We start from the raw sequence: 22640 nt of genomic DNA on the forward strand, positions 1-22640 counted from the left end.
CCCGCGAAAGGGCAGCACAAAGGGTTACGTCGTGAAAGGGCCGCATGATGCCCATCACTCGATGAACACCTACCTCACGCTGACCGCACTCCCCATCACCTTGGCCTTGGGCTTGCGAAACACCAGCACGTTACCCGCCATCACCGCCACCAGCCCGAGCAGCGCGGGCGCCGTCCACTGATAGCCCTCGGCGACCGCGGACACATTCAGCGCCACCAGCGGGAACAGCACCGTGCAATACGCCGCCCGTTCCGGCCCCATGCGTCCGACCAGGGTCAGGTAGGCGGTAAAGCCGATGACCGAACCAGGAATCACCAAGTACAACAGCGAACCGATGTAGCGAGTGTTCCACTCCATGTCGAAGGGAATGCCGCTGAACAGACAGTACAGCGCTAGCATCGTCGCGCCATACATCATGCCCCAGGCGTTGGTGGTCATGGGCTTGAGCCCTGCCTTCTGCTGCACGCTGGACAGCATGTTGCCCGCCGAGAAGCACAACGTGCCAAGCAGCGCCAAGCCCAGGCCGTACAAGGTCTCGCGGCCGGCGGTGTGGCTGAACAGCTCTGGCCAGAACAACAGGCCCAGCCCCACCAGGCCCAAGGCGCCACCGCCCAGCACGTTGGCGGCGATACGCTGGCCGAAGAAGATCCGCGCGTTGAGCGCATTCCATAAGGTGGCAGTGGAGAACACCACGGCGATCAGCCCGCTGGCGATCCACTGGCTGGCGGTAAGGAAACACATGAAGTTGACGCAGAACAGACAAAAGCCTTGGGCCAGGCACACCATGTGCGCGCGCCGGTTCATCGGTTGCAAGCGGCGGGTGAGCAGGAGGATGGCGAACAGGATCAGCCCCGCCAGAGCAAAGCGATAGACGATCGACACAGGGATGGCGACCACGCCCAGCTGCAGTTTCAGGGCGATCCAGGTGGTGCCCCAGATCAGGACGGTGAGCAGGTAGAGCGACAGGTTCATGGTATGGCTTCCGTGGCGGTCACAAGATCTGGGGCTGCGTTGCACCCCATCGCAGAGTTCCCCGTGATCTTCAGTCTCCACCCGCCCCGCTCCCTGCGCTTGCACAAACTTGCGCATTTGCCACTTGCGCAGCTGTCAGCCCGAACGCCACGCAGTAGGATGTCGACAGAGGAATCGCCCATGACCCCACTGACCCAGCTGCAAGTCTTCAATGCCATGCACGCCTCGCCCAACGCCCGGCTGGAACTGAGCGCGCACCTGGGCGACGGCCTGGCCGCAGCGCTGTGGAGCAATCGCGACGATGCCCGCGACTACCAGGCGCCGAGTCACCATACCCTGTCGTGCTACATCGCCGACGGCACCGGCACCTTCCGACGACAGCGCCCGGCGGACAAGGGCGCGCCGGACAAACTGTGCATCATGCCCGCAGGTCACGAGTCCAATTGGGTGGTCAACGGCCAGATCCGCCTGGCCCACCTGTACATCAGCGAAGAACAGTTCGCCCTCGGCTGCATTCGCCTGCTCGACCGTGAACCGCGAGAGATGCAGTTGCAGGAGGCAACCTTTCTCGATGACCCGCATCAGGCCCGACGCTTCCGCCAACTGGTGACATTGGACTGGGACGAGCCCGGCGAACGCCTGCTGGCCAGCAGCCTGGCCCATGAAATCATCGACCACGCCGTGCTCAGCCAGGCAGGTCTGCGCCAGGGCCTTCGCCTCAAAGGCGGCCTGGCACCGCACCAGCGTCGACAGTTGATGGACTACATCGAGGCGCACCTGGACCAGCCCATGACCCTGGGCGAGCTCGCCGTACGCTGCAACCTGTCCGAATACCACTTCGCCCGCATGTTCCGTACAAGCTTCGGGCTACCGCCCCACCAGTATCTGCTGGCGCGCCGCCTCAACCGGGCCTGCCAACTGTTGCGCCAGGGCCAGATGCCGCTAGGCCAGGTGGCCCTGTTGTGTGGGTTCGCCAGCGCCAGCCACTTCAGCAATCGCTTCCGCCAGGCGCTGGGCGCGACGCCCGGAGACTACCGGGCAGCCTTTCGCGGTTGATCGGTTCACACACTTCGCCCATGAAAATCTGATGGTGGCAATTTTCCAGGGTCGAACTGCAACAGAAAATTTATTTTCAAAAGGGGCTTGATTTCGTTTCGCCGTTGGCTGACTTTAGGGTCAAGAGGCGAAGAAATTCCAAGGGCCTCAAAGGCCTAGGCGCGTCTCTTGCGAGCAAGCTGAATAAGGATTGAATCATGCAAATCCAGGTCAACAGCAGCAATCACATCGAAGGCAACATCCGGCTCAACGAGTGGGTTCGCAGCACGCTTGAAAGCACGCTCGAACGCTACGAGGACGACCTCACCCGCATCGAGGTCCACCTGCGTGACGAGAATGGCACCAAGCCCGGCCCGCATGACAAACGCTGCCAGATGGAGGCTCGCCCGAAAGGCCATCAACCGATTTCCGTGACCCACACCGCCACGTCCCTGGACCAGGCTGTGGATGGCGCCGCCAGCAAGCTGAACAACGCGCTGGACCACTTCTACGGCAAGTTGCGCAGCAAACGCGGAGTCCTTCAGATGAGCGACCCTGAAGCCTGAACCCTGCGATCGAATCAAAACGCCCGGCAATGCCGGGCGTTTTCATGTCCACCGATCAGTGGCCCTGAACCAACCCTGCGATCCTCCGGTCAACCTCTGCAGTCATTCATTGCAGACCGACCGATCATGAACAATCCCTTCGACCAGATCAGCGACGCCTTCGCCCCCGAATACCGGGTCAACTTGAGCATCGAACGCCTGGACGGCAGCATCATGCTCACCCTCTCCGATGACAGCGGCGTGGTCGCCAAACGCCTGATCAGCGCCGTCCAGCGCAATGATCCGCAGCGTTTGCAGCGCGTGATCGACAGCATTCGCCTGGGCCTGGCCATCGAGCTGGGCCAAAACCCGCTGGAAGTCCTGGCAGCCCTCACCCACGCCCCGCGCCGGGACCTGCGCCGCATCCCTGTCGCTGGCATAGCCAACTGAGCGCTACTTGCCGTCCTCGACTTCCTTACCGTTGGCATCCAGCACCTTGGTGGACGGATAGCGGTACGAGGCGTAGCGCACAACGAGGATCGAAAACGCCAGCAACAGGATGCCGCCACACAGGTACAGCAGCCCGACATCGGGTGCTTTGTGATGCGATACATCGCCGATCAGCAGACGGGTCAGCGCGGTGATTGCCACGTACAGCAGGAAGCGGATCGGCATGTGGTTGGTCTTGAAGTAGATCCCGACCATCGCCCCCAGCTCCAGGTAGATGAACAGCAGCAAGATGTCATCGACGCTGACCCCGCCCTTGCCCAACATGTCCAGGAATGTGACCACCGCCGCATAGGCGGTGATGGCGCCAATACCGAACAATGCCAGGTAGTGAAACGCCTCGACGCACAAATTGCCCAGCGAGTCGGCCGAGCCATGCAGGCCCTTGCGCAGTTTTTCTGCCCATTTGATATTCACGATGTTCGATTCCCCGATACGCGCTGAAGGATGATGCGTCACCTCTGTGACGCTTGTGCCATGCAGTAAAAAGGCCAGGCCTCTGCCTTGGAAGGCGACCGATTGCCGCAAGACACCTGTGGGCTAGGCTCTGAAAGGAAAAGGCCATCCTGTGAGTTGCATCCCGGTGGCCTAAGCGAGTACTGTATATAAATACAGTAAACCCCTAACCCCAACAGCAAAAAGGCACAGAGGTGATGAATGGCCGTCGAAGTGGTGTATCGCAGCAGCCGCGATCCGGAGCGCTTGTTCATGGATAAGGCCGAAGCAGACCGTCACGACAAGATGCTCGAACTGGCCGAGCGCCTGGCCGAGGTGCTGCAAAAGGCGGTGCCATCGTTGAGTGAACAGCAGGTCGAGGAAGCCGGTATCTACATGGCCAAGAACCGCGACGTGTTCGCCCGGGCGTTCAAGAACCAGCCAGATGCCTTGGCCGAGTTGCTCGAGGGCGGTGCTGCCGAGTGATAGCGTTTGGAAGCGCCGCACCGGCTTCGTAGTAGCGGGTTTACCCGCGAACACTGGCGCAGCCGATGGCATGAATTGTCTGCATCAATCAGCAGCTTCAGCGCTCATCCGTAGAGCAACCGCTCCGCCAGTGTTTGCGCCACCCGCGCTGGCGAACGCTTCTCCGCCTGGGCATGGGCAAACACTTCGGTCAGCCGCGTCGGAATGCGCGCCAGGTGCGCGGTGATGGTGCCCAGGTCCTCGCCACGGTGGGTCAGTGCCACATAGATGAGGCCTCCGGCATTGATCACGTAGTCCGGTGCATAGAGGATGCCGCGCTTTTCCAACTGGTCCGCCACCTGCAGCGTGGTGAGCTGGTTGTTCGCGGCTCCCGCCACCGCTGCGCAGCGCAGTTGCATCACACTCTGGCCGTTGAGCACCGGCCCGATGCCACAGGGCGCAAAGATGTCGCAGGGCGTGCTGATCAGCGCGTCGTTGGTCACAGGATGCGCCCCTAGCTGCTCCACGGCCAGGCGCACTCGCCCGGGGTCGAGGTCGCTGACCAACAGCTCCGCGCCCGCAGCATGCAACTGCTCGGCCAAGGCATAGCCGACATTGCCCAGCCCTTGCACGGCGATGCGCAGCCCTTCCAGGTTATCGCTGCCCAGGCGTGCCATGGACGTAGCGCGAATGCCCGCGAACACCCCCATGGCCGCGTGGGGTGATGGATCACCCGAAGCGGTTGTGCTGGTGACATGAGGCGTGGTCTGGGCGATGCAGTCCATGTCCAGGGTCGAGGTGCCGCTGTCCACGGCGGTGATGAAACGCCCCTGCAGCGAATCGACGAAGCGACCGAACGCTTCGAACAACGCGGCGCGGTTTTCCACATGGGGATTACGCACGATCACGGCCTTGCCGCCGCCCAGCGGCAAGCCCGCCAGGGCCGCTTTGTAGCTCATGCCCTGGGCCAGACGGATGGCGTCGGTCATGGCACTTTCGTCATCGGCGTAGGGTAGATACCGACAGCCGCCCATGGCCGGGCCCAACTGCTCGCTGTGAATGACCACGACGGCCTTGAGGCCTGTGGGCGGATCGATGCACAGGTGCAGGGACTGGGTGCGAGTGCTTTGCATGAGCGCGAACATCGACGGGCTCCCCCGAGAGGTGCTCCTACCAGTATAGGCAGGCCATCAAGCTGCGATCCCCTGGCGGACCACTGGACGAAAGCACGCGCCAAGGCTAAAAGATAAGCGTATGCGGAGAGTGCCCATGAACCCACGCCAAGCCTGCCTGGCCTGCCTGGATCGCGAGCCTGTCGCCCTGCTGGAAGCAACGCTGTGGATAGCGGCCGAGCACGACCGGACCGTAGAGCCGGCGGCGAGCCTCGCCCAGTTGCACGACTTGCAGCGAGAAATCAGCGCCAACCTGCCGATGCTGCCGCTCCACGAACTGGCCCAACCACTGCTGCGCCAACTCAGTGCCCTGGGCTTCGCGCAGGATGAATACCACCCCTTGCGACCTCAGGTGGCGTTGATGGACAAAGTCCTGCAGCGCCGTCGCGGCCAGCCGTTGACCCTGGCCATCCTCGCCCTTGAACTGGCGCGACGCTTGTCGATCCCTCTGGAGGGGGTGAACTTCCCCGGCCACTTCCTGCTGCGCGTGCCCGGAGCCGACCACCTGCTCGACCCCTGCGGTGGTCGACGGTTGTACCCCGCCGACTGCCGCGAGCTGCTGGCCCGCCAGTTCGGCCCCCATGTCCCCTTGAGCGCCGAACACATGCACAGCGCAGCGCCCATGCAGATGCTCCAGCGTCTGTCGCGCAACCTGCGCCACCTGCACAGCAGCAACGAAAACGACCTGGCTGCCCTGATCGACGCCGAACGGGTGATGCAACTGGGCCCGGTGCTGGCCAGCGACTACCTGGCCCGGGCCACGCTCTACCAGCACCTGGATTGCCCCCAGGCCGAGCGCTACGACCTGGAGCATGCCCTGCTCCTGACCGACGACCCCATCCAGCGTTTGAAATTGAGCGAACGCCTTGGCCACTTGCCACCGGCCAAGCGCTCGCTTCACTGACAGGGCCTCAGGCTGCGATCACCAACTGATCCTGATCCCTGCATTGGCACTGACACCTTCCAGGTCGTTGGTGTCCAGGTTGGTGCTGTAGTCCGCCGCGAGGTATACACCGACCGTCGATGACAAGGTCGCCACGACCCCGACACCGAGGTCAGCGGACGTTGACTTGTGATCACTCTTGATCCGATCGACATCGTCGTAGGTCACCGTGTCGTGACCGCCGAAGGTCTTCCAGGCATTGACGCGAACATAGGGCTCGATCGGCGTGCCTTGCACCACGTAGCGCCCTTTCAGGCGCGTGCCCAAGCGACCGGTCCAATAATCCTGGGCATCGTAGGACACCTTGGAAATGCCATCGTGCTGGCTGTCCATGTCGATCTGCTGATTGATCACCTGCACCTGCGGCTCCACCACCCAATGCTCGGATACGGCGATGGGATAGCCGGCTTCGGCGGACAACGCCAAGGCATGGCCGCGGTTGTCCATCTTCACACCACGGTCGGACTTGTTATCCCCATCCAGGCGTGTGCCCATGGCCACGAGGTCCACGTACCAGCCGATCTTTGGGTCAGTCAGGGTCCAGTAGGCGCCGTAGTTGTCACCGTCGAGTTTGACCCGGCCAGAGCGATGATCCTGGAAGCCCTCGGAGAAGCCTTTGACGTCGCCGTCCAGGCGGCTCTGGCCGATGAAGACACCCGCACGCTGGACATATCCGGCGTTGGTTTTCGCGGCAAACAGATCGTGGCCCACCTGATACCCCTTGATCGAGCCGTCGAAACTCGGCGACACGGTGCCTGACCAGCGCTTGTCGAAGTCACTGCCATAGGCACGGCCCCAACCACCCAGGCCGTTCTTGCCCAACAGGCTTTGCTCCCCCTGACGATCGTGGAAGGTGCCCAGTGCTTGCAGGGTCATCACTTGCGCGGCGGGCACCACCACCGAGTACACCGGCACCTCCTGTCGGTACAGGGGGATCGGCTCAGCGCCAGGGACCGGCGTAGGCAGAGGCGGCGTGGTGTCCGAAGGCTGTGGTGAGACTTCAGCCGGGTCCGGCGCGGGGGACGATGGATCGGAAGGCTCCGTAGCCGGCGGTACGGCGACCACCGAGGAGCGCAGGTACCAGTTGTTTTCCGAACCGGCTGTCACTCCGCCCTTGAACAAGTAGTACTGGTACGCGCCCGCGGAGACTGGTCCTCGAAGGGCAAAGGCATTGGCATTACTGACCGCCCCATTGAGCGCTTGTACGACTTCGATCCCATTGTCGCGGGTAAAGCCGCCATGTCCTCCAAGATTGCTCACCACCAGTTGGGTCCGACCGGTGATCGCTCCGCCGGAAACCGCAAGTTTGTCGCTGGCGGAGCTATCGTCACCGAGCTGCGTCTGAAGCCGCAACAGGCCATTGGAGCCGACATAGTTGCCATGCACCGTCAGGACGTCCGTGGCACTGGCGCTGCCGGTGGTCATATCGATGATGCCGGCGTTGACCAGCGTGGCCTCTCGGCCGGCAGTGAACGGTCGGAGTCACCCTGGGTTACCGCCAACACGCTGCTGTCGTCGATAGAAAACGTGCCCGTATTGCTGGCGCTATCACCCAGCACGAAATGCCCTGCCAAGTCGAAGTGCGAGCCATTGTCGAGATTGACGGTTTCCCACCCGCAGTAACGAGCGGGGCCGCCGGAGACGGTGTTGTCGAAGGTCAGCCGGTCATTGCCAAGCCCCCCATCGACAGAGGGTGTGGCAGCCAGCAGGCGTTCGCTCAAACCGCTGAGCAGCGCGGTATCGTTGCCATCGCCCATCAACACGGCCGAGTTGATCTGCCCGCCCTCGCGCCAGGTGAAGGTATCGTTGCCAACACTGGCGCGGATTTCGCCATCGATGACGCCACCGCTGACCGTGATGTGATCATCCCCGCCGCTGGTGCTGATGTTGCCGCCGATGGTTCCGCCCGAGACGGTGATCGTGTCGATATCGAAACCGGTGACCAGGTTGCCACGGATCGTGCCGCCGGACATGTCGTAGATGTTCTTGTCCAGCTTCATGTCGACCCGGCCAATGGTGCCGCCGGTCTGCCGCGCCACATCCCCGTCTTCGAACGCACCGACGATGACACCGTCGGTCATCAGGAAGGTGTCGCGCGAGTCGCCCTGGGCAAGTGAACCGATCTGTCCACCGGTCATGACAAAATCATCGATACCATTGCCTTGGGAAACAGCGCCGGTCACGGTGCCTGCGCTGATACGGAATCGATCCGCCCCATCGCCCTGGGTGACTGACCCGACGAGGGTTCCGGACTCCATGTTGATCGCATCCGCCCCCGGCCCGGTGACCACGTTACCGTTGAGGGTGCCGGTACCGCCGGCGGGGAACGTCAGTGTGTTGTTACCTTGCAGGTCCGTGAGCCCAGTCGCGCTGGTGCCGCTGTCGCAGACGAAAGCGTCATCACCAGGGCCAGGCGTAAAGGCGCACGCCGCGTGTGCCTGTTGCACCGCCACACTGAGAAGAGACACAACTCCCATGCCGAGCAGCTGGCATTGTGAATAGAAGCGTTTCGTACGCATAAGGCGAACCCATGGCTTGCTTTCAATAGCAGCATTGGATTTAGCACATGCGTTCCACTTGCGCGGACTGCTAAGCGGTTTTTGAGAACTTGTCGCCATTTTTCATGGCTAATTCAGTACAGAGACGCCAAATCCATGCAGATTCACGCGGGCGCCGCTGAGCAGCCCGCGTGATGGCCTGTGCAATCGAGCCGCGCCCTTTCGGAGCGGGGCTCAGGCCGGTGTATCCGCCTGGCAGGAAGGGTGGGCCTTGGCGAAGGCCGGGTGGGCTTGCGCCAGAGCGGCCACACGGGCGATACGTGGATAGCCACTGAGGTCGACATTGAATCGCTCGGCGGCGTAGAGCTGCGGGATCAGGTAGACATCCGCCAGCCCAGGATCATCACCGAAGCAGAAGCCTCGCTCACCGATCAACGGCTCTACCGCCGCCAGGCCCTGGCCGATCCAGTGGGCGATCCACTGGTTGACCTGGGTATCGTCATGGCCCAACTGACGCAGTTGGTTGAGCACGCTGACGTTGTGCAGCGGGTGAATATCGCAGCCGATGATCGCCGCCACGCCCCGAACCTTGGCCCGCGCCTCGGCACCAACGGGCAGCAGGGCGGGCTGTGGATAAGCTTCTTCGAGGTACTCGATGATCGCCGGGGACTGCACCAGCAGCTCGCCGCCATCGGTGCGCAGAGCCGGCACCCGGCCCTGAGGGTTGAGCGCCAGGTATTGCGCGCCACGTTGCTCGCCCTTGAGCAGGTTGACCGGCAGGGCCTGGTAATCCAGGCCCTTGAGCGCCAGGGCGATGCGTACCCGGTACGAGGAAGTGGAACGGTAATAGGTGAACAACTCCATCGCCCCGCCCTCTCAGTTGGCCGAGATGATCTTGCCGCGGCACTCGCCGAAGCCGATGCTCGCCACGCCGTCGCGGGTGCAGCGGGCGCGAAGGATGATCTCGTCGCCGTCCTCAAGGAATTTTCGGACCTCGCCACTGGCCAGTTCCACCGGATGCTTGCCGCCCTCGGTGATCTCCAGGAGGCTGCCGAACGAGCCGGGCGCGGCACCCGACAGCGTGCCCGAACCGAACAGGTCGCCCGGCTGCAGCTGACAGCCGTTGACGCTGTGGTGCGCGACCATCTGTGCCACGGTCCAGTACATGCTGCGGGTGTTGCTCAGGGTCAGGCGGTGGGCTGGCAGGCCCTGTTCACGCATGCGCTCGGTGAGCAGCAATACTTCCAACTCGATGTCGAAGGCGCCAGCGGCCTGGTCGCGTTTGTCCATCAGGTAAGGCAGTGGCTGCGGATCGCCTTCCGGACGCGGCGCCTGGGCGCAGCGGAACGGCTCCAGGGCTTCGGCGGTGACCACCCACGGCGAGATGCTGGTGATGAAGCTCTTGGACAGGAACGGGCCCAGTGGCTGGTACTCCCAGGCCTGGATATCGCGCGCCGACCAATCGTTGAGCAGACAGTAGCCGGCCACGTGCTCGGCGGCGTCGCTCACCGGGATGGACTGGCCCATGTCGTTGCCCTGGCCGATCCAGATGCCCAGCTCCAGTTCGTAGTCCAGACGCGCGCAGGGGCCGAAGTTCGGCTCGGTCTGCCCGGCCGGAAGGGTCTGGCCCTTGGGGCGGCGCACGTCGGTGCCGGACGGGCGGATGGTCGAGGCGCGGCCGTGGTAACCGATGGGCACGTACTTATAGTTGGGCAGCAACGGGTTGTCCGGGCGGAACAGCTTGCCGACGTTCTTGGCGTGCTCGATACCCACGTAGAAGTCGGTGTAGTCGCCGATCTTTGCCGGCAGGTGCAGTTGGCACTCGCTGGCGGGGTAAAGGGCAGCTTTCAAGGCCGCTTGATGCTCGCTGTGCTCGCCCAACAGCGCCAGCAGGCGCTCACGCAGGGCCACCCGGGCTTCACGGCCCAAGGCAAAGAAGGCATTCAGCGCGCCGCCACAGGTGGCTTGGGCCGCGACCTTGGCCGGGCCGTCGAACAGGCCGGCGGCGAGCACTGCTTCCAGATCGAGAATCGCGTCACCAATGGCGACGCCGCAACGTGGTGCCTGGCCTGGACGGCTGAAAATGCCCAGGGGCAGGTTCTGCAACGGGAAGTCGCTGTGCCCGTTGGCGTGCTCGACCCAGCTACGGGCGATGGCGGTCTGATTCATGGGTTATCTCCGATTCGGGTTGAAGGTGCTCGGCAAGGTGGCCCAGCAACTATCGTAGTCAGCCTGCAACTGCGGGCACTCGAGAGCATGACGGCTCGGACGCAGCACCTGGCTGGTCTCGAACATAAATGCCATGGTGTTGTCGATCTTGTGCGGCGCCAAGTCCGCGGCGATGGCCTTGTCGCAGGTCTCGGCGTCTGGCCCGTGGGCGCTCATCACACCGTGCAGCGAAGCACCGCCGGGCAGGAAGCCCTCGGCCTTGGCGTCGTAGGCGCCCTGGATCAGCCCCATGAACTCGTTCATCAGGTTGCGGTGGAACCAGGGTGGACGGAAGGTGTTCTCGGCCACCATCCAGCGTGGCGGGAAGATCACGAAGTCCATGTTGGCCATGCCGTGGACGCTGGTCGGCGAGGTCAGCACGGTGAAGATGGAAGGATCGGGATGGTCGAAGCTGACCGTGCCGATGGTATTGAAACGACGCAGATCGTACTTGTACGGCACGTTGCTGCCGTGCCAGGCGACCACGTCCAGTGGTGAATGCTGCAGCTCACAGGCCCAGTGCTCGCCGAGGAACTTCTGCACCAATTGCACGGGCCCGCTGGCCTCTTCGTAGTGCGCCACCGGGGTCAGGAAGTCACGCGGATTGGCCAGGCCATTGCTGCCGATCGGGCCCAGGTCCGGGATGCGCAGTGGCGCGCCATGGTTCTCGGCGATGTAGCCACGGGCCTGGCCATCGAGCAGCTCGACGCGGAACTTCATGCCCCGTGGAATCACGGCGATCTCCAGCGGCTCGACCTCCATCACCCCCAGCTCGGTGGCGATGCGCAGGCGACCTTGCTCCGGCACCAGCAGTAGCTCACCGTCGGCGTTGAAGAACACACGCTCCATGGAGCGGTTGGCGCGATAGATATAGATGCTCACGCCGGCGGGCTTCTCCGACGCCGAGTTGGCCACCATCGGCAGCCAGCCTTCGATGAAGTCGGTAGGCTCGGACGGGATCGGCTGCGGGCTCCAACGCAGGCGGTTGGGCGTGATCGCGCCTAGCGGGCCGGTCAGTGGCTGGCGCTCAAGGCGCTCGAAGCGTGGGTGCAGCGCCGACGGGCGAATGCGGTACAGCCACGTGCGACGCAGCTCGCTGCGGGCCATGGTGAACGCGGTGCCCGAGAGCAGTTCGGCATACAGGCCGTAGGGGGCTTTTTGTGGGGAGTTCTGCCCGACCGGCAAGGCGCCAGGCAGCGCTTCACTGGCGAACTCGTTGCCGAAGCCGCTCAGGTACTGCAGATCAGGGGAAGAATCGAGATTCATCGGTGCCTCCGGGCTCGATGAGAGCCGTTGCTGGCAGCTGGCTGCTGGCCCTGTCCGGGGCGTTCCGGTGAGTACTCCAGGCGTTGCAGCGCGTCTGCATTGTTTTTGTCGTAATCAGATTACGAATAACGTAATTTGATTGCCGAAAGGCGTCAAGCTATAAAGACGCCCACCTGTCTCCCCTGGATGCCCAACCCCATGGCCAAAGCCAGCTCCCCTGCCGACAACGGCAAGCAGAAGGTCCGCTCGGCGGAAGTCGGCACCGACATTCTCAAGGCCCTTGCCGAACTCTCCCCATCCACTTCGCTGTCGCGACTGGCCGAACACGTAGACATGCCGGCGAGCAAGGTGCACCGCTACCTGCAGGCCCTGATCGCCAGCGGCTTCGCCGAGCAGGACCCTGCCACCAACCATTATGGGCTGGGGCGTGAGGCATTGCGGGTGGGCATGGCGGCGCTGGGCAGCATCGATGTACTGAAAGTCGCGGCGTTGCCACTGTCGCAACTGCGCGATGAGCTCAACGAGAGCTGCTTCATTGCCGTATGGGGCAACCAAGGGGCGACGGTGGTGAGCATCGAGCCTGCGGTACGCGCAGTGACAGTGGTCACGCAGATCGGCTCGGTTCTGCCGTTGCTCAGTTCGTCCACAGGCCTGGTGTTCGCCGCTCATCTGCCGGAGCGCGAAACACTGCAATTGCGCGAACAGGAACTGGCTGCGATGAACCAGGTGTTCAGCGACTACGAGCCCCTGCTGGCAGAAATCCGAGCACGCGGCCTGCACCACGTGCATGGTTTGCTGATGCCCGGGGTGGATGCTTTGTCGGCACCGGTGTTCAACGCCATGGGCCAGATCGCCGCCGTGATGACGGTAGTCGGTCCGACATCGATCTTCCATGCCGACGAGCAAGGACCTGCGGCGAAACGCCTGCTGGCGGCGACGGGAGCCGTCAGCAGGCGAATGGGGTATGAACCACAGGCATAGCTCAACCGTTGAGATGCTGTCTCTAATCCCCGATGTGGCTGCTTCAGGTGAACTGACGAGGGACTGACTTCTCTCGAGAAACGACCAGTTGCGTATACCACGACAACTCTTCCTCGAATCGATTATTCAACGGTCCGATTCCCGCTGAGCCAAGCTCCTTGAACACCTCATGCCGCTCATAGAACGCTTTGAGTACCTCAAATTGCTGCTTCACCCACACACTCAGCGCGGATGACTCACCAGGAAACAACGTCGACCAGAGTTTGCTGCCTCGATCAAACAGCTGAGTACCATAGAACTTCACCACCTCGGTAAACCCAGGCAAGCTGGCGACGCCCCCGAGCAGGGATAACAGTGCCGCCGTCTTGTCGCCATCACGCAACGCCACGAGGCTGCGGTAGAACCCTTCACCGGCCTTGATGAAGCCCAGCACGATTCGCGCGGGCGGGAACGCCAGGGCGATGGCATCCGCCACCAGGCCGACCAACCAGAACACTTCTTGGGTGATGCGCTTCGCCGCACTGTAGGCGTCGCGTTCCGCCTCGGCCAACAAACGCTTTATACGTTGGCGTAGCGCCACCGACAGATCACGGATGTTGTACAGCACCTGCAACGACCGGGCGATCCTGTCGCTTGACGCATCTGAGGAGAGATTGCGTACGTCCTCATTCAGACCGCGGATCAACAGTTCATCGTCAACCGAAACATGCTCAAAGATCCAATCTTGCATGGCCTCGCTTTGCCACTCCCTGACGAAATCCTCGAACGTGAAGAGGTGTCGCCCATCAAGCCCATCGCTGAAATAGACCAAGGTGCCCCTCGCCTCGCTCGACTGCAGCAGGTAGCCACCGACTACCTCGGCACCGTTGATCTTCAGCATTGCCAGCTTGCAATCGGTAACGAAACTGCCCCGGTGAAACGCCATGCAGACCGGTCTCAACCAACGGGCATGCGCCTCGCTCAGGCGTCCGCTTTGCAGCTCCATCAGACAGTCCCGTTGAATTTTCATGCCCGTGATATGGCGATACAGTTCCAACGGCCTGGATTGGGCGTCCCCCTCCGGATCCAGATAACTCTCTTGGATTGCCTGGCAGTACTCCTCACCCAGCCTGGCGGCCCGGATGTAACCGTCGATCGTCCGGTTGTCCAAATGTGAGAGGTCCTGGCCAACGGTTGAAGTCAGCCGGGCGAAATCTCTGAAATTGAAGTCGGCGGGGTACCCACTGGCCGCCACTTGGGTCAAGGACTGACGAACGCCTTCTTCCAGTTCGACCAGAACGGTATCGGCATCGATCCAGCTTCCCTTGTTGCCTGGGTAACGGTTGATGCGCTCGCTCACGCGCTCACGGGCGTAGGCCATGAAGGTCGGCACCTCGGCCACTGTTTGGTAATCCGTCATCAGCACACGCAGCTCGTGGTCGATGTCGTTCACGCGTCGTTGCAGCGTCTCGTTCGGCTTGGGCGGCAGCTTCGGCCTGATCTCCCCAAGATCGTCGAGCACCTTCATCACCCTCAGCTTGGTCCAGTGCTGGATCACTTGTTGCCAGCCATCGACGTCCTTCGGGCGAACATTGACCGTCTCGCGTGACCATTCCTGAGGCAGTCTGGCTACAAGCTTCAGATACCGAGCCAACGCAGGGCGATCGGCATGCCGGACATGCTTGACGAGATAGTCGCGCCCCGCGGGCGTGGCACTCAACGCCCCCAATGCGAAACTCATATGCCCAGATGAATTGAACGCCTGGAAATCACCCGATGGCGACCCGGGCGCATAGAGCACATGGATATCGTCGTTGTAGAGGTACAGGTGATCGGTCAGCAGCATTTCGCCATTGATATACAACATTGCCACATTGATCTTGCCTGCATCGGAAGGCTGCGCCCATGTGTCCTGTGCGGCCTGCTCCAACAGTCGCACCGCTCTGCGATCGAGGCCCTGGAAGTCCGCTGCCTGCCTGGCAAGTTGCAGCTTGGCATCCAGCGCCTTGCCCAGCAGGAGGCAGATCTGGGCATGCTCATAGGTCTGTTCGACATGCTCGACATAACCTCGATGCAGCTGCAACTCGTCAGCGACCAAGCTCACACCTTCATCCCCGAGGGCGTTGCGCAAGCCCTCATGGGCGATCGCTATGGTCAGGCGGTTGCCGTGATAGGCACCGCCACAGACCCATTCGAGCAGTGAAACGGTGTGCCGCGACGCGTCCGCTGTGAAGTCATGCCGGATATGCAGTTGCACGTGTTCAGCAGACAACGCCGGAAAGCCTTTAGCCGCCAACCAATGACCAAGGCGCTGATTGGCATAGGCGTAGAAATCACTGTGCTGGGACTGTTCGGCCAGTTCAGTCTCGGTTTCGGTGACCGCCTGATGGAGCATCGTCAACTGCTCGCTCTCGTCGGGCGACAGGTGTCGCAGCCAGTGCGGCGCCTGGTCTTTGCGCAAAGCGCTGACAGCATCGGCTACACATCCCTGAAGCTGCTCGAACAAGGGGACCAAGGCAACGGCAGCCTTGTTGTCATCACGCCCGGCAGCGACGCCATCGATGACCAACCGGCGTTGTAGCAACCGCATATCCTCAAGCAGATACTCCTCAGCCGGGGCCCGTAGCGGCCTCAAACTCAGATCGACCGACGTTGCGTGCACCACGGCCGCACGTGCTTGTGGGGACAGACCCTGTGTCCAGCACCCATCGTTTTGCAGGTAGGCGAGCAGCGTGTCGGCCATACGCCGATGGTTATCGAACCAGACACCGGCTCCTAACCCATAGAGCACAAAAGGTTCCTCGTCATCGTACAAGTTGTGGCTCAGCGCCAGAAAACCAGGAATGCGCACCTTCTCGCCCGCATCCGTATGCAGCGAGACGGTTGCCCAAACGGGGTCAGCCTCTGGTAGCAGAGCCTCTATGGCCTGCCTAGGCGCGCCATGGCGCAAGGCACGGAATCGCACCTGCAAGCTCAGCAACGCCCGGAGTTGCTCACCCAGCAGTGGGGACTGCTCCGCCCACCAGTGATCAGCATCGACCTGCCAGTGTTCGTCCAACCAGCGCTCGGGATCACCAAGGGCCCCATTACGAGGCGGCAAGCCGGGGACGAGAGCAACCTCGCCCTGCAACATCATGCTCAACACCACAATAGTGCTCAGGATGTCCTGAGAGCCGGCAGGCAAGGACATGGAAGGAAAGGTCAAGGGAGAATTCATGATTTCTATCTCAATGCGATGTAGGAAATCGCAATGTGCAGAAATCAGAAAAAACAAAGCGGAGGGAAATACTGATTTACGAACCTGCGCTAACACCTGAAGAAACCACTGAAAACACCTCAGTGGACCTCAAGACGGAGGGAAGATTATCGCAGGCAATGTAAAGGTGAATGTCGTAGAGAGGTATTTTTCCGATCACAGGATGCGCCTATTCTTACCGCATTGGATCGGTACGAAGGCTCCCCCCAGCCTTTCGGGCCACCAAGGTTCACCGACGTTGATTTTGAAGCTCCTTGATCTAACGTCTCGATTGGCCGCTGCAGTTGCAGCGGCCTTTTTTATGCCCGCAACACGCTAGGACCAGGCGACTTTGCGTGGTACCTCGATCATCGGCTGCTCACGAAACGACAGGTAATGGCGCAACACCTGCTGCGGTGCCTCGGTGTGCGGATAATGCCCGATGCCTGGCAGCGCCACCGTGTCGGCGCCGGGCACCAGTTGCCGGTAGCGCTCGAGCATTCGCGCGCCGGACAGCGGGTCGGCCACACCGTTGATGAACCGCAGCGGCACACATCGTCGCAGCAAGGCCCCCACCCAGCGTTCACGATGCTGGCGTCGCTCGGGCAGGTAACCGATCAGCTTGTGCAGGATGCGCGTGCCACGATTGGCGACGATCAGGCTCCAGTAGTCATCCAGAGCACTTTCGCTCGGGTGCGTGCAGGGCCCATAGATATGGCTGACGTTGCGCACCAGGTCGTCGCGCCCGAAGCTGCGCGCCACCAGCCAGCCCAAGGGACTGAGCAGCAGCTTCTGCACCAGCATGACCTGGTAGCACTCCGGAAACAGCCCACTGTTGAGGAATGCGCAGCTGGCGATCTCGATGCGTTGTTCACAGTGGCGCGCCAGCAGCTCCTGGGCCACGGTGCCGCCGTAGTCGTGGGCCAGCAAATGCACGGGCTGGTCGATGTCCAGGTGGGCGAGCAGGGCCTGTTGCAGGTCGGCTTGCTCCATCAGGCTGTAATCGTGATCCAAGGGCTTGGCCGAGTCGCCGAAGCCCAGCATGTCGCAAGCGATGACGCGAAAGCGTTGGGTCAAGGGTACCCACAGGTAGTGCCAATCCCAGCTGGCCGTGGGGAAACCGTGAAGTAGAAGCAGTGGCTCTCCCTGCCCTGCAGTCCAATAGCGGATGGTCTGGCCCCGAAAGGCGAAACTCTGAGCTCGGGTACGCCAGACGCACAATGGTATTTCGGCCAGTGGCATCAGTGTTGTCCCGGTGGATAAGTGTTGGCGTCATAAGGCAGGGCTGCGTTCATTGCAAGTTACCTCGGCACTTACATGTGCTCTCTATGTCGAGATTCAGTCTAGCCAGCGCACCGGGCGACGAAACTTGCGTTGGCAGCCAGCTTGCTGGCTTTGCAGGTCAGGGGAACGAACGGTCACAGCAGCCTTGCCAGCAGAGGCCCGGCGAACAGGTTGAGCAGGCCGGTGAGCACCATGACCAGGCCAGCCACCGAGCCTTCCTCGCGACCCACCTCCTGAGCGCGGCTGACCCCGGCACCATGAGCCCCAACGCCAAAGAGCGCGCCACGGGCCAAAGGCGTGCGCAGGGGCAGCACACGCAGCAGCACGCCGCCGAACATCGCACCGAGCACACCGGTGAACATGACGAACACCGCCGTCAGCTCCGGCACGCCGCCCAGGTCTTGGGCCAGAGGCATGGCAAAGGGCGTGGTGATCGAGCGCGGCAATAACGACAGACTCACCGCAGTGTCCAGCGCCAGCAGGTGCGCCAGCCCCCAGGAACTAGCGATCGAGGCCATGCTGCCAGCCAGCATGCCTACCAGCAGGGCCGGCCAGTGGCGCGCCAGCATCGCGCGCTGCTGCCAGATCGGCACCGCGAAGGCCACGGTCACCGGACCCAGCACGCCCATCAACCAGTGGGTATCGCGCGAATACTCGGCATAGGCGGTGTGCAGTGGCACGGCCACCGCCAGCAGCAGCGCCGGCACCAGAATCAGTGGCGACAGCACGTAGCGCCCACTGCGCCGGTACAGCCAACGGCTGCCCAGGTAGGCGGCGAGGGTCAGGGCCAGCCAGAACAACGGCATCGGCTCAAGGCTCATGGCGCAGCCTCCAGCGGCAGACCAGCTCCACCGTGACGGCGGTCACCACCATCACCAAAAGAGTACTCACCGCGATCACCAGCAAAATGCGCCAGCCATCGCTACGCAGCAGGCCACCGTAGTCGAGCAGGCTCATCAACGCTGGGATGAAGAACAGCAGCATTTCAGCCATCAGCCAACCCGCGCCGGCCTGCAAGGTGGCGGGCTTGAGCACACCGCAAGCGAACAGCAGCAAGAGCAAGGCCAGCCCCATCACCCCGCCGGGAATCGGCCAGCCCAGCCAGCTGGACAGCTGGCCGCCGAGCAGGAACAAGGCAAGCAGGATCGCCAGCTCGACGAGCAGGCGCAGGTATTTTTTCAGTAAGGCGGGTTTCATTGGGATGGGGTCCTCGGCTGGGGTCCATTCTAGATTTCCCCTCCCTAGGCCAGAAGCGAATTGTTAGACTGCCAGCCATTCCAAAATGGAATTCTCAACATGGAATTCAAGCAGCTACGCAGCTTCATCGAAGTGGTGCACCGCGGGGGCTTTACCCAGGCGGCGCAGACGCTGCACATCAGCCAGTCGGCCGTGAGCAAGCAGGTCGCCCAGCTTGAGCAGGATCTCGGCCAGCCCTTGCTGGAGCGTCAAGGCTCGCAATTGCACCTGACCGCCGCCGGGCGCATTGTCCTGGCACGCGGCGAGGCCTTGCTACGCCAGCGCCAAGAGCTACAGAACGAACTGGACGATCTCAGCCAGATGGCCCGGGGGGAACTGCGTCTGGGGTTGCCGCTGCTGGGCAGCGATGCGCTGTTCGCGGGTTTGTTCGCCGAATACCGACGGCGTCATCCGAACATCTCGATCCAGCTGATCGAAGGCGGCAGCCGCACGGTGGAGCAAGCCGTCAAAAATGGCGAACTGGAGCTCGGCGGCTGCATCACGCCCACGGACCCTGCGTTCGAGTACCAGCCATTCTGCGATGAGCCGCTCGATGCGCTATTGCCCCAGGCGCATGCCCTGGCGGGGCAATCTCAGGTAGAGCTGCTGCAGTTGGCGGACACGCCGTTTCTGCTGTATCAGCGCAGCTTCATGCTCAATGACCGCTTGCTCGGCGCGTGCCAGCAACTGGGTTTCACGCCCAAGGAAGGCGGGCGCAGCGGGCAGGCGGACTTTCTTGCCGCACTGGTGGCGGCCGGGCAAGGGGTAGTGTTGTTGCCCCGGGTCGTGGCGCGGGCATTGGAGCGGCCGGGTGTGGTACGGGTGGCACTGAACCCGCCTGAGCTGCGCTGGGACATCGCCTTCATCTGGCGGCGCGGTGCCTACCTATCGAAGGCGGCGCAGGCGTGGTTGCAGCTCGTGCGCGAACGGTCTGCGTCCGGCCTGTAGCAACGGCGTCGTACCCTTCGCGGGTGAACCTATTCCCACAAGGGCTGCGCTGCCCCTGTGGGAGCGGGTTTACCCGCGAAGCAGACACCGCCGGGCAGGACCGTTGCACCCACCCGCTCGGCGTCCCGACTGCTCCGCGAAAGAAGCGTCTCCTACCGAGATCAGGCCTTGAGTGCGACCGCGAATTCGGCCAGCCACGGCTCAGCATCTGCCTCGGGCGTCACGGTCTCGCTGGCATCCAGGCGCAGCATCGGCAGCACTTCATGCACGCCCAGTTCAGCGAACAGTTCACGCATCTGTTCGCCACCCCCGCAGTACGTATCGCCATAGCTGGAATCCCCCAGGCCAATCACCGCGCCAGGCAAACCACGCCAGGCGGCCGGCAGGGTGTCGCGAATCGTGCTGTACAGCGGCATCAGGTTGTCAGGCAACTCGCCCATGCCAGTGGTCGAGGTCACGGCCAGAAACGCATCCGGGGCAAAACCCTGCAAGTCCTGCAGCGTGGCGCGGGCGGCATGCCAGGCGTCGAAACCGGCGGCCTTGAGCAGGGACTCGGCATGACGGGCGACTTCTTCGGCGGTGCCATACACCGAGCCTGAAATAATGGCGACTTTCATCGGGCAGAGGATTCCGAAACTGAGTGAAAACGAAGGATACTAGCATTCACCAGTGGCAAAAGGCCGCACTCCCACCAAAGTCCCCGCTTGCCAAGGCCCGGAAATGATCAACGCGCAACTGCTGCAATCGATGATCGATGCGTCGAACGACGGAATCGTGGTCGCCGAACAGGAAGGCGACGACACCATCCTGATCTACGTGAACGCAGCGTTCGAACGCCTGACCGGCTACGTCCGCAATGAAATCCTCTACCAGGACTGCCGCTTCCTGCAGGCCGATGACCGCGACCAACTCGGCCGCGCGCGGATCCGCCGGGCCCTGGCCGAAGGCCGGCCGTGCCGAGAAGTGCTGCGCAACTACCGCAAGGATGGCAGCGCGTTCTGGAACGAGCTGTCGATCACGCCTGTGCACAACGCCGCCGACCAGCGCACCTATTTCATCGGCATCCAGAAGGACGTCAGCCGCCAGGTGGAACTGGAGCGGGCACTGGCCGAGGCCCAAGCCCGGCTCGACGCGCTGAAATCCGACGAACGTAGCTGAACGAAGCGCTTTGTGCGCGGTCCATCCCCTTGAAGAAATCGCCGACTTCGAGCCCGAACATGCAAGCACAGGCCCTCCTGACCCAGGACGAACTGGATTTCATCCAGGACATGCAGCATTCGCCTCAATTGAACCTGGCCGACTCCATGTCGAGCCTGCTGGTCAATGGCGACCGCAACGTGCAGGAACTGCTCGCCCGCCTGGTGGCCAATGAGCACGTCACGCTCCAGGCCCACTACAACAACCAGCAGATCAGCTTCCCACTGCAACTGGTCGAAGACGAGTTCCACGCCGTTCACCTGCAACTGGGCTCGCCTGAAATCTTCGAAGATGGCCCCACCCTGCGCCCCTGGCGCCTGTCCCTGGAACAGCCAGCTGCGCTGTTGGATGCCGCTGGCATGCAGAGCGGGCTGTGGATCCGGGACATCTCCACCAAGGGCACCCTGGTGCAAGTACGGGATCTACCCGAGGCGCCCGTGCGTTTCAGCCTGACCTTCGCGCCTGAAGGCATCGAACCCATCCGCCTCAAAGGCGTGCTGCGCCGACGCATCGGCCCGGACCTGGCCGCCTACGACCTGTACCGCAGCCCGGCCGATGACCTGGAGCGCCTGCGCGAGTACATCCTCCAGGCCCACCAGCAGTTGCACAGTTAAGTATCCAACTGCCCGGCCAGGAACTGGCGCAAACGCCTGCGCATCAGGCTGCCCCGCGCGCCCAGGCAGGCAACCGGGCTCCCGGCCAGGTGGTCTTGGGCCAGTTCCGCCACTTCCCCCGCCAGCAACACCGGACACCCCACCCCCAAGGTCACCCGTGCCAGGCGCCTGCCCAGCTCCTGGGTGGGTTGCTGATGGGAGAACAGCACCAACGCATCAGGTGCCAGGCGCTCGCACACCAGCGCCAGCTCCTCCATCGGCTGCCCGGTCGCCAGCACCGTGACGCCCATCTCATCGCTGCCCAGCAACAGCCCCGCCACCAGCAACTCCAGCTCATGGCATTGAACTGATAGCGGCGCCAGCACTACGCGCTGGCGCCAGGGCCCACGCGCCAGCTGCAGACGCAGCAGCACCTTGCCACGCAAAAACTGGTCGAGGAACAACCATTCGCTGACCCGGCCAAAGCCCCCCTGCGTCGCACGCAAGCCATGCCAGACAGGCATGAACACCTCATCGAACACCGGGTCCAGGGCATGGCAGGCGAACACCTGGTCGAACACCTGCTCCAACGCCACGCCATCGAAGCGCTGAACCGCCTCCTGCACCTGGGCACGCCAGCGGGCGAGCTCATCGACGCTGCCGTCCCTCTGTACATCCTGTGCCCCAGCCTGATGGCGGGCCAGTATGCTGCCCACCTTGCTCACCGCGACACCACGCTCCAGCCAGCCAAGGATGCTGCGGATGTCGTCGATATCAGCCTGGGAATAGAGGCGATGGCCACTGTCGGTGCGGGTGGGCTGGATCAACCCGTAGCGGCGCTCCCAGGCGCGCAGGGTCACCGGGTTTACGCCTGTCAGCCGGGCCACTTCACGGATGGGAAACAATTCTTGATGTTCCAGGCCGGCCGAGGCGGCCACCTGATCATTGATGTGCACGGACAACGGCCTCTTGTGTCAGAACCTGCATTCTACGCCGGGACGCCCCGCCAGGTCAGCGCACCACTCGCCGGACTGGCACTGCCCGGTCACGCCCCGCTGGAGCTGCTGGCCGGTTGGCTGAACCCCGCGCCCTTCCTCCACGCGCCAGGCATCGCGCGGGCTGCGCAGCCACGCACGAGGGA

The 22640-nt window shown here is 62.8% G+C and carries 21 protein-coding genes and 1 pseudogene; 9 read left to right on the top strand and 13 right to left on the bottom strand.

The window, feature by feature from the left end:
• Positions 1-69: 69 nt before the first annotated feature.
• The gene (locus IEC33019_RS13700; RefSeq protein ID WP_099593631.1) at positions 70-972 is read right to left on the bottom strand and encodes a DMT family transporter; all 903 of its coding nucleotides are present in this window, start codon (positions 970-972) and stop codon (positions 70-72) included.
• 180 nt (positions 973-1152) lie between these two features.
• Here IEC33019_RS13700 and IEC33019_RS13705 point away from each other — a divergent pair, with 180 nt between their 5' ends.
• From IEC33019_RS13705 to IEC33019_RS13715, 3 genes are all read left to right on the top strand, one after another.
• Positions 1153-2028: a helix-turn-helix domain-containing protein gene (locus IEC33019_RS13705; protein ID WP_099593634.1), complete on the top strand. Its 876-nt coding sequence runs from the start codon at positions 1153-1155 to the stop codon at positions 2026-2028.
• 197 nt (positions 2029-2225) lie between these two features.
• A complete protein-coding gene (locus IEC33019_RS13710) occupies positions 2226-2573 on the top strand; it encodes an HPF/RaiA family ribosome-associated protein (protein ID WP_070093309.1) in 348 nt (115 codons plus the stop codon).
• Positions 2574-2699: 126 nt separating this feature from the next.
• On the top strand, positions 2700-3002 hold the full coding sequence (locus IEC33019_RS13715; protein ID WP_070093310.1) for a DUF3509 domain-containing protein: 303 nt from the start codon (positions 2700-2702) through the stop codon (positions 3000-3002).
• Between the two features lie 3 nt (positions 3003-3005).
• Here the strand turns inward: IEC33019_RS13715 and IEC33019_RS13720 are convergent, their stop codons facing one another.
• Positions 3006-3476 (bottom strand): phosphate-starvation-inducible protein PsiE, encoded by a 471-nt coding sequence (locus IEC33019_RS13720; RefSeq protein ID WP_043207367.1) that lies wholly within the window; start codon positions 3474-3476, stop codon positions 3006-3008.
• 240 nt (positions 3477-3716) lie between these two features.
• Here IEC33019_RS13720 and IEC33019_RS13725 point away from each other — a divergent pair, with 240 nt between their 5' ends.
• Positions 3717-3980: a YebG family protein gene (locus tag IEC33019_RS13725; protein WP_070093311.1), complete on the top strand. Its 264-nt coding sequence runs from the start codon at positions 3717-3719 to the stop codon at positions 3978-3980.
• 104 nt (positions 3981-4084) lie between these two features.
• Here IEC33019_RS13725 and IEC33019_RS13730 read toward each other — a convergent pair whose 3' ends face one another.
• On the bottom strand, positions 4085-5104 hold the full coding sequence (locus tag IEC33019_RS13730; protein ID WP_070093312.1) for a Leu/Phe/Val dehydrogenase: 1020 nt from the start codon (positions 5102-5104) through the stop codon (positions 4085-4087).
• Between the two features lie 124 nt (positions 5105-5228).
• Here IEC33019_RS13730 and IEC33019_RS13735 point away from each other — a divergent pair, with 124 nt between their 5' ends.
• Complete coding sequence (locus IEC33019_RS13735; protein ID WP_070093313.1) at positions 5229-6035, top strand: SirB1 family protein; 807 nt, start codon at positions 5229-5231, stop codon at positions 6033-6035.
• Positions 6036-6053: 18 nt separating this feature from the next.
• Here IEC33019_RS13735 and IEC33019_RS13740 read toward each other — a convergent pair.
• The 4 genes and pseudogenes from IEC33019_RS13740 to hmgA all read right to left on the bottom strand — a co-directional run bounded on the left by IEC33019_RS13740 (position 6054) and on the right by hmgA (position 12046).
• A pseudogene (locus IEC33019_RS13740) lies at positions 6054-8593 on the bottom strand (autotransporter outer membrane beta-barrel domain-containing protein).
• A gap of 213 nt (positions 8594-8806) precedes the next feature.
• Positions 8807-9436 (bottom strand): maleylacetoacetate isomerase, encoded by a 630-nt coding sequence (maiA, locus tag IEC33019_RS13745; protein WP_070093315.1) that lies wholly within the window; start codon positions 9434-9436, stop codon positions 8807-8809.
• 12 nt (positions 9437-9448) lie between these two features.
• On the bottom strand, positions 9449-10741 hold the full coding sequence (fahA, locus tag IEC33019_RS13750; RefSeq protein WP_070093316.1) for a fumarylacetoacetase: 1293 nt from the start codon (positions 10739-10741) through the stop codon (positions 9449-9451).
• A 3-nt stretch (positions 10742-10744) separates the two neighbouring features.
• The gene (hmgA, locus tag IEC33019_RS13755; RefSeq protein WP_070093317.1) at positions 10745-12046 is read right to left on the bottom strand and encodes a homogentisate 1,2-dioxygenase; all 1302 of its coding nucleotides are present in this window, start codon (positions 12044-12046) and stop codon (positions 10745-10747) included.
• Positions 12047-12244: 198 nt separating this feature from the next.
• Between hmgA and IEC33019_RS13760 the strand changes: the two genes are divergently transcribed.
• Positions 12245-13027, top strand: coding sequence for an IclR family transcriptional regulator (locus IEC33019_RS13760; protein WP_070093318.1), 783 nt, complete (start codon positions 12245-12247; stop codon positions 13025-13027).
• Between the two features lie 43 nt (positions 13028-13070).
• Here the strand turns inward: IEC33019_RS13760 and IEC33019_RS13765 are convergent, their stop codons facing one another.
• The 4 genes from IEC33019_RS13765 to IEC33019_RS13780 all read right to left on the bottom strand — a co-directional run bounded on the left by IEC33019_RS13765 (position 13071) and on the right by IEC33019_RS13780 (position 18722).
• On the bottom strand, positions 13071-16223 hold the full coding sequence (locus tag IEC33019_RS13765; RefSeq protein WP_099593636.1) for a dermonecrotic toxin domain-containing protein: 3153 nt from the start codon (positions 16221-16223) through the stop codon (positions 13071-13073).
• A gap of 354 nt (positions 16224-16577) precedes the next feature.
• Complete coding sequence (locus IEC33019_RS13770) at positions 16578-17483, bottom strand: alpha/beta fold hydrolase (RefSeq protein WP_070093320.1); 906 nt, start codon at positions 17481-17483, stop codon at positions 16578-16580.
• 176 nt (positions 17484-17659) lie between these two features.
• On the bottom strand, positions 17660-18346 hold the full coding sequence (locus IEC33019_RS13775; protein WP_070093321.1) for an LrgB family protein: 687 nt from the start codon (positions 18344-18346) through the stop codon (positions 17660-17662).
• Positions 18336-18722 (bottom strand): CidA/LrgA family protein, encoded by a 387-nt coding sequence (locus IEC33019_RS13780; protein ID WP_070093322.1) that lies wholly within the window; start codon positions 18720-18722, stop codon positions 18336-18338. Before IEC33019_RS13780 ends, IEC33019_RS13775 begins: the two co-directional genes overlap by 11 nt.
• A gap of 99 nt (positions 18723-18821) precedes the next feature.
• On the opposite strand from IEC33019_RS13780, the gene IEC33019_RS13785 reads away from it, so the two are divergent.
• Complete coding sequence (locus tag IEC33019_RS13785) at positions 18822-19709, top strand: LysR family transcriptional regulator (RefSeq protein WP_070093323.1); 888 nt, start codon at positions 18822-18824, stop codon at positions 19707-19709.
• A gap of 161 nt (positions 19710-19870) precedes the next feature.
• On the opposite strand, the gene IEC33019_RS13790 is transcribed toward IEC33019_RS13785, so the two are convergent.
• Entirely contained in the window at positions 19871-20326 is a 456-nt protein-coding gene (locus IEC33019_RS13790) for a flavodoxin (RefSeq protein ID WP_070093324.1), read from the bottom strand.
• A gap of 103 nt (positions 20327-20429) precedes the next feature.
• On the opposite strand from IEC33019_RS13790, the gene IEC33019_RS13795 reads away from it, so the two are divergent.
• Together IEC33019_RS13795 and IEC33019_RS13800 are read left to right on the top strand one after the other, a co-directional pair.
• Entirely contained in the window at positions 20430-20867 is a 438-nt protein-coding gene (locus tag IEC33019_RS13795; RefSeq protein ID WP_070093325.1) for a PAS domain S-box protein, read from the top strand.
• Between the two features lie 59 nt (positions 20868-20926).
• Positions 20927-21520: a hypothetical protein gene (locus IEC33019_RS13800; protein WP_070093326.1), complete on the top strand. Its 594-nt coding sequence runs from the start codon at positions 20927-20929 to the stop codon at positions 21518-21520.
• Here IEC33019_RS13800 and IEC33019_RS13805 read toward each other — a convergent pair.
• On the bottom strand, positions 21517-22449 hold the full coding sequence (locus IEC33019_RS13805) for a MerR family transcriptional regulator (RefSeq protein WP_372340679.1): 933 nt from the start codon (positions 22447-22449) through the stop codon (positions 21517-21519). The two genes, IEC33019_RS13800 and IEC33019_RS13805, sit on opposite strands and share 4 nt — an antisense overlap.
• Between the last annotated feature and the right edge of the window lie 191 nt (positions 22450-22640).

It is taken from the genome of Pseudomonas putida (assembly GCF_002741075.1).
In the GTDB taxonomy this organism is placed as follows: domain Bacteria; phylum Pseudomonadota; class Gammaproteobacteria; order Pseudomonadales; family Pseudomonadaceae; genus Aquipseudomonas; species Aquipseudomonas putida_T.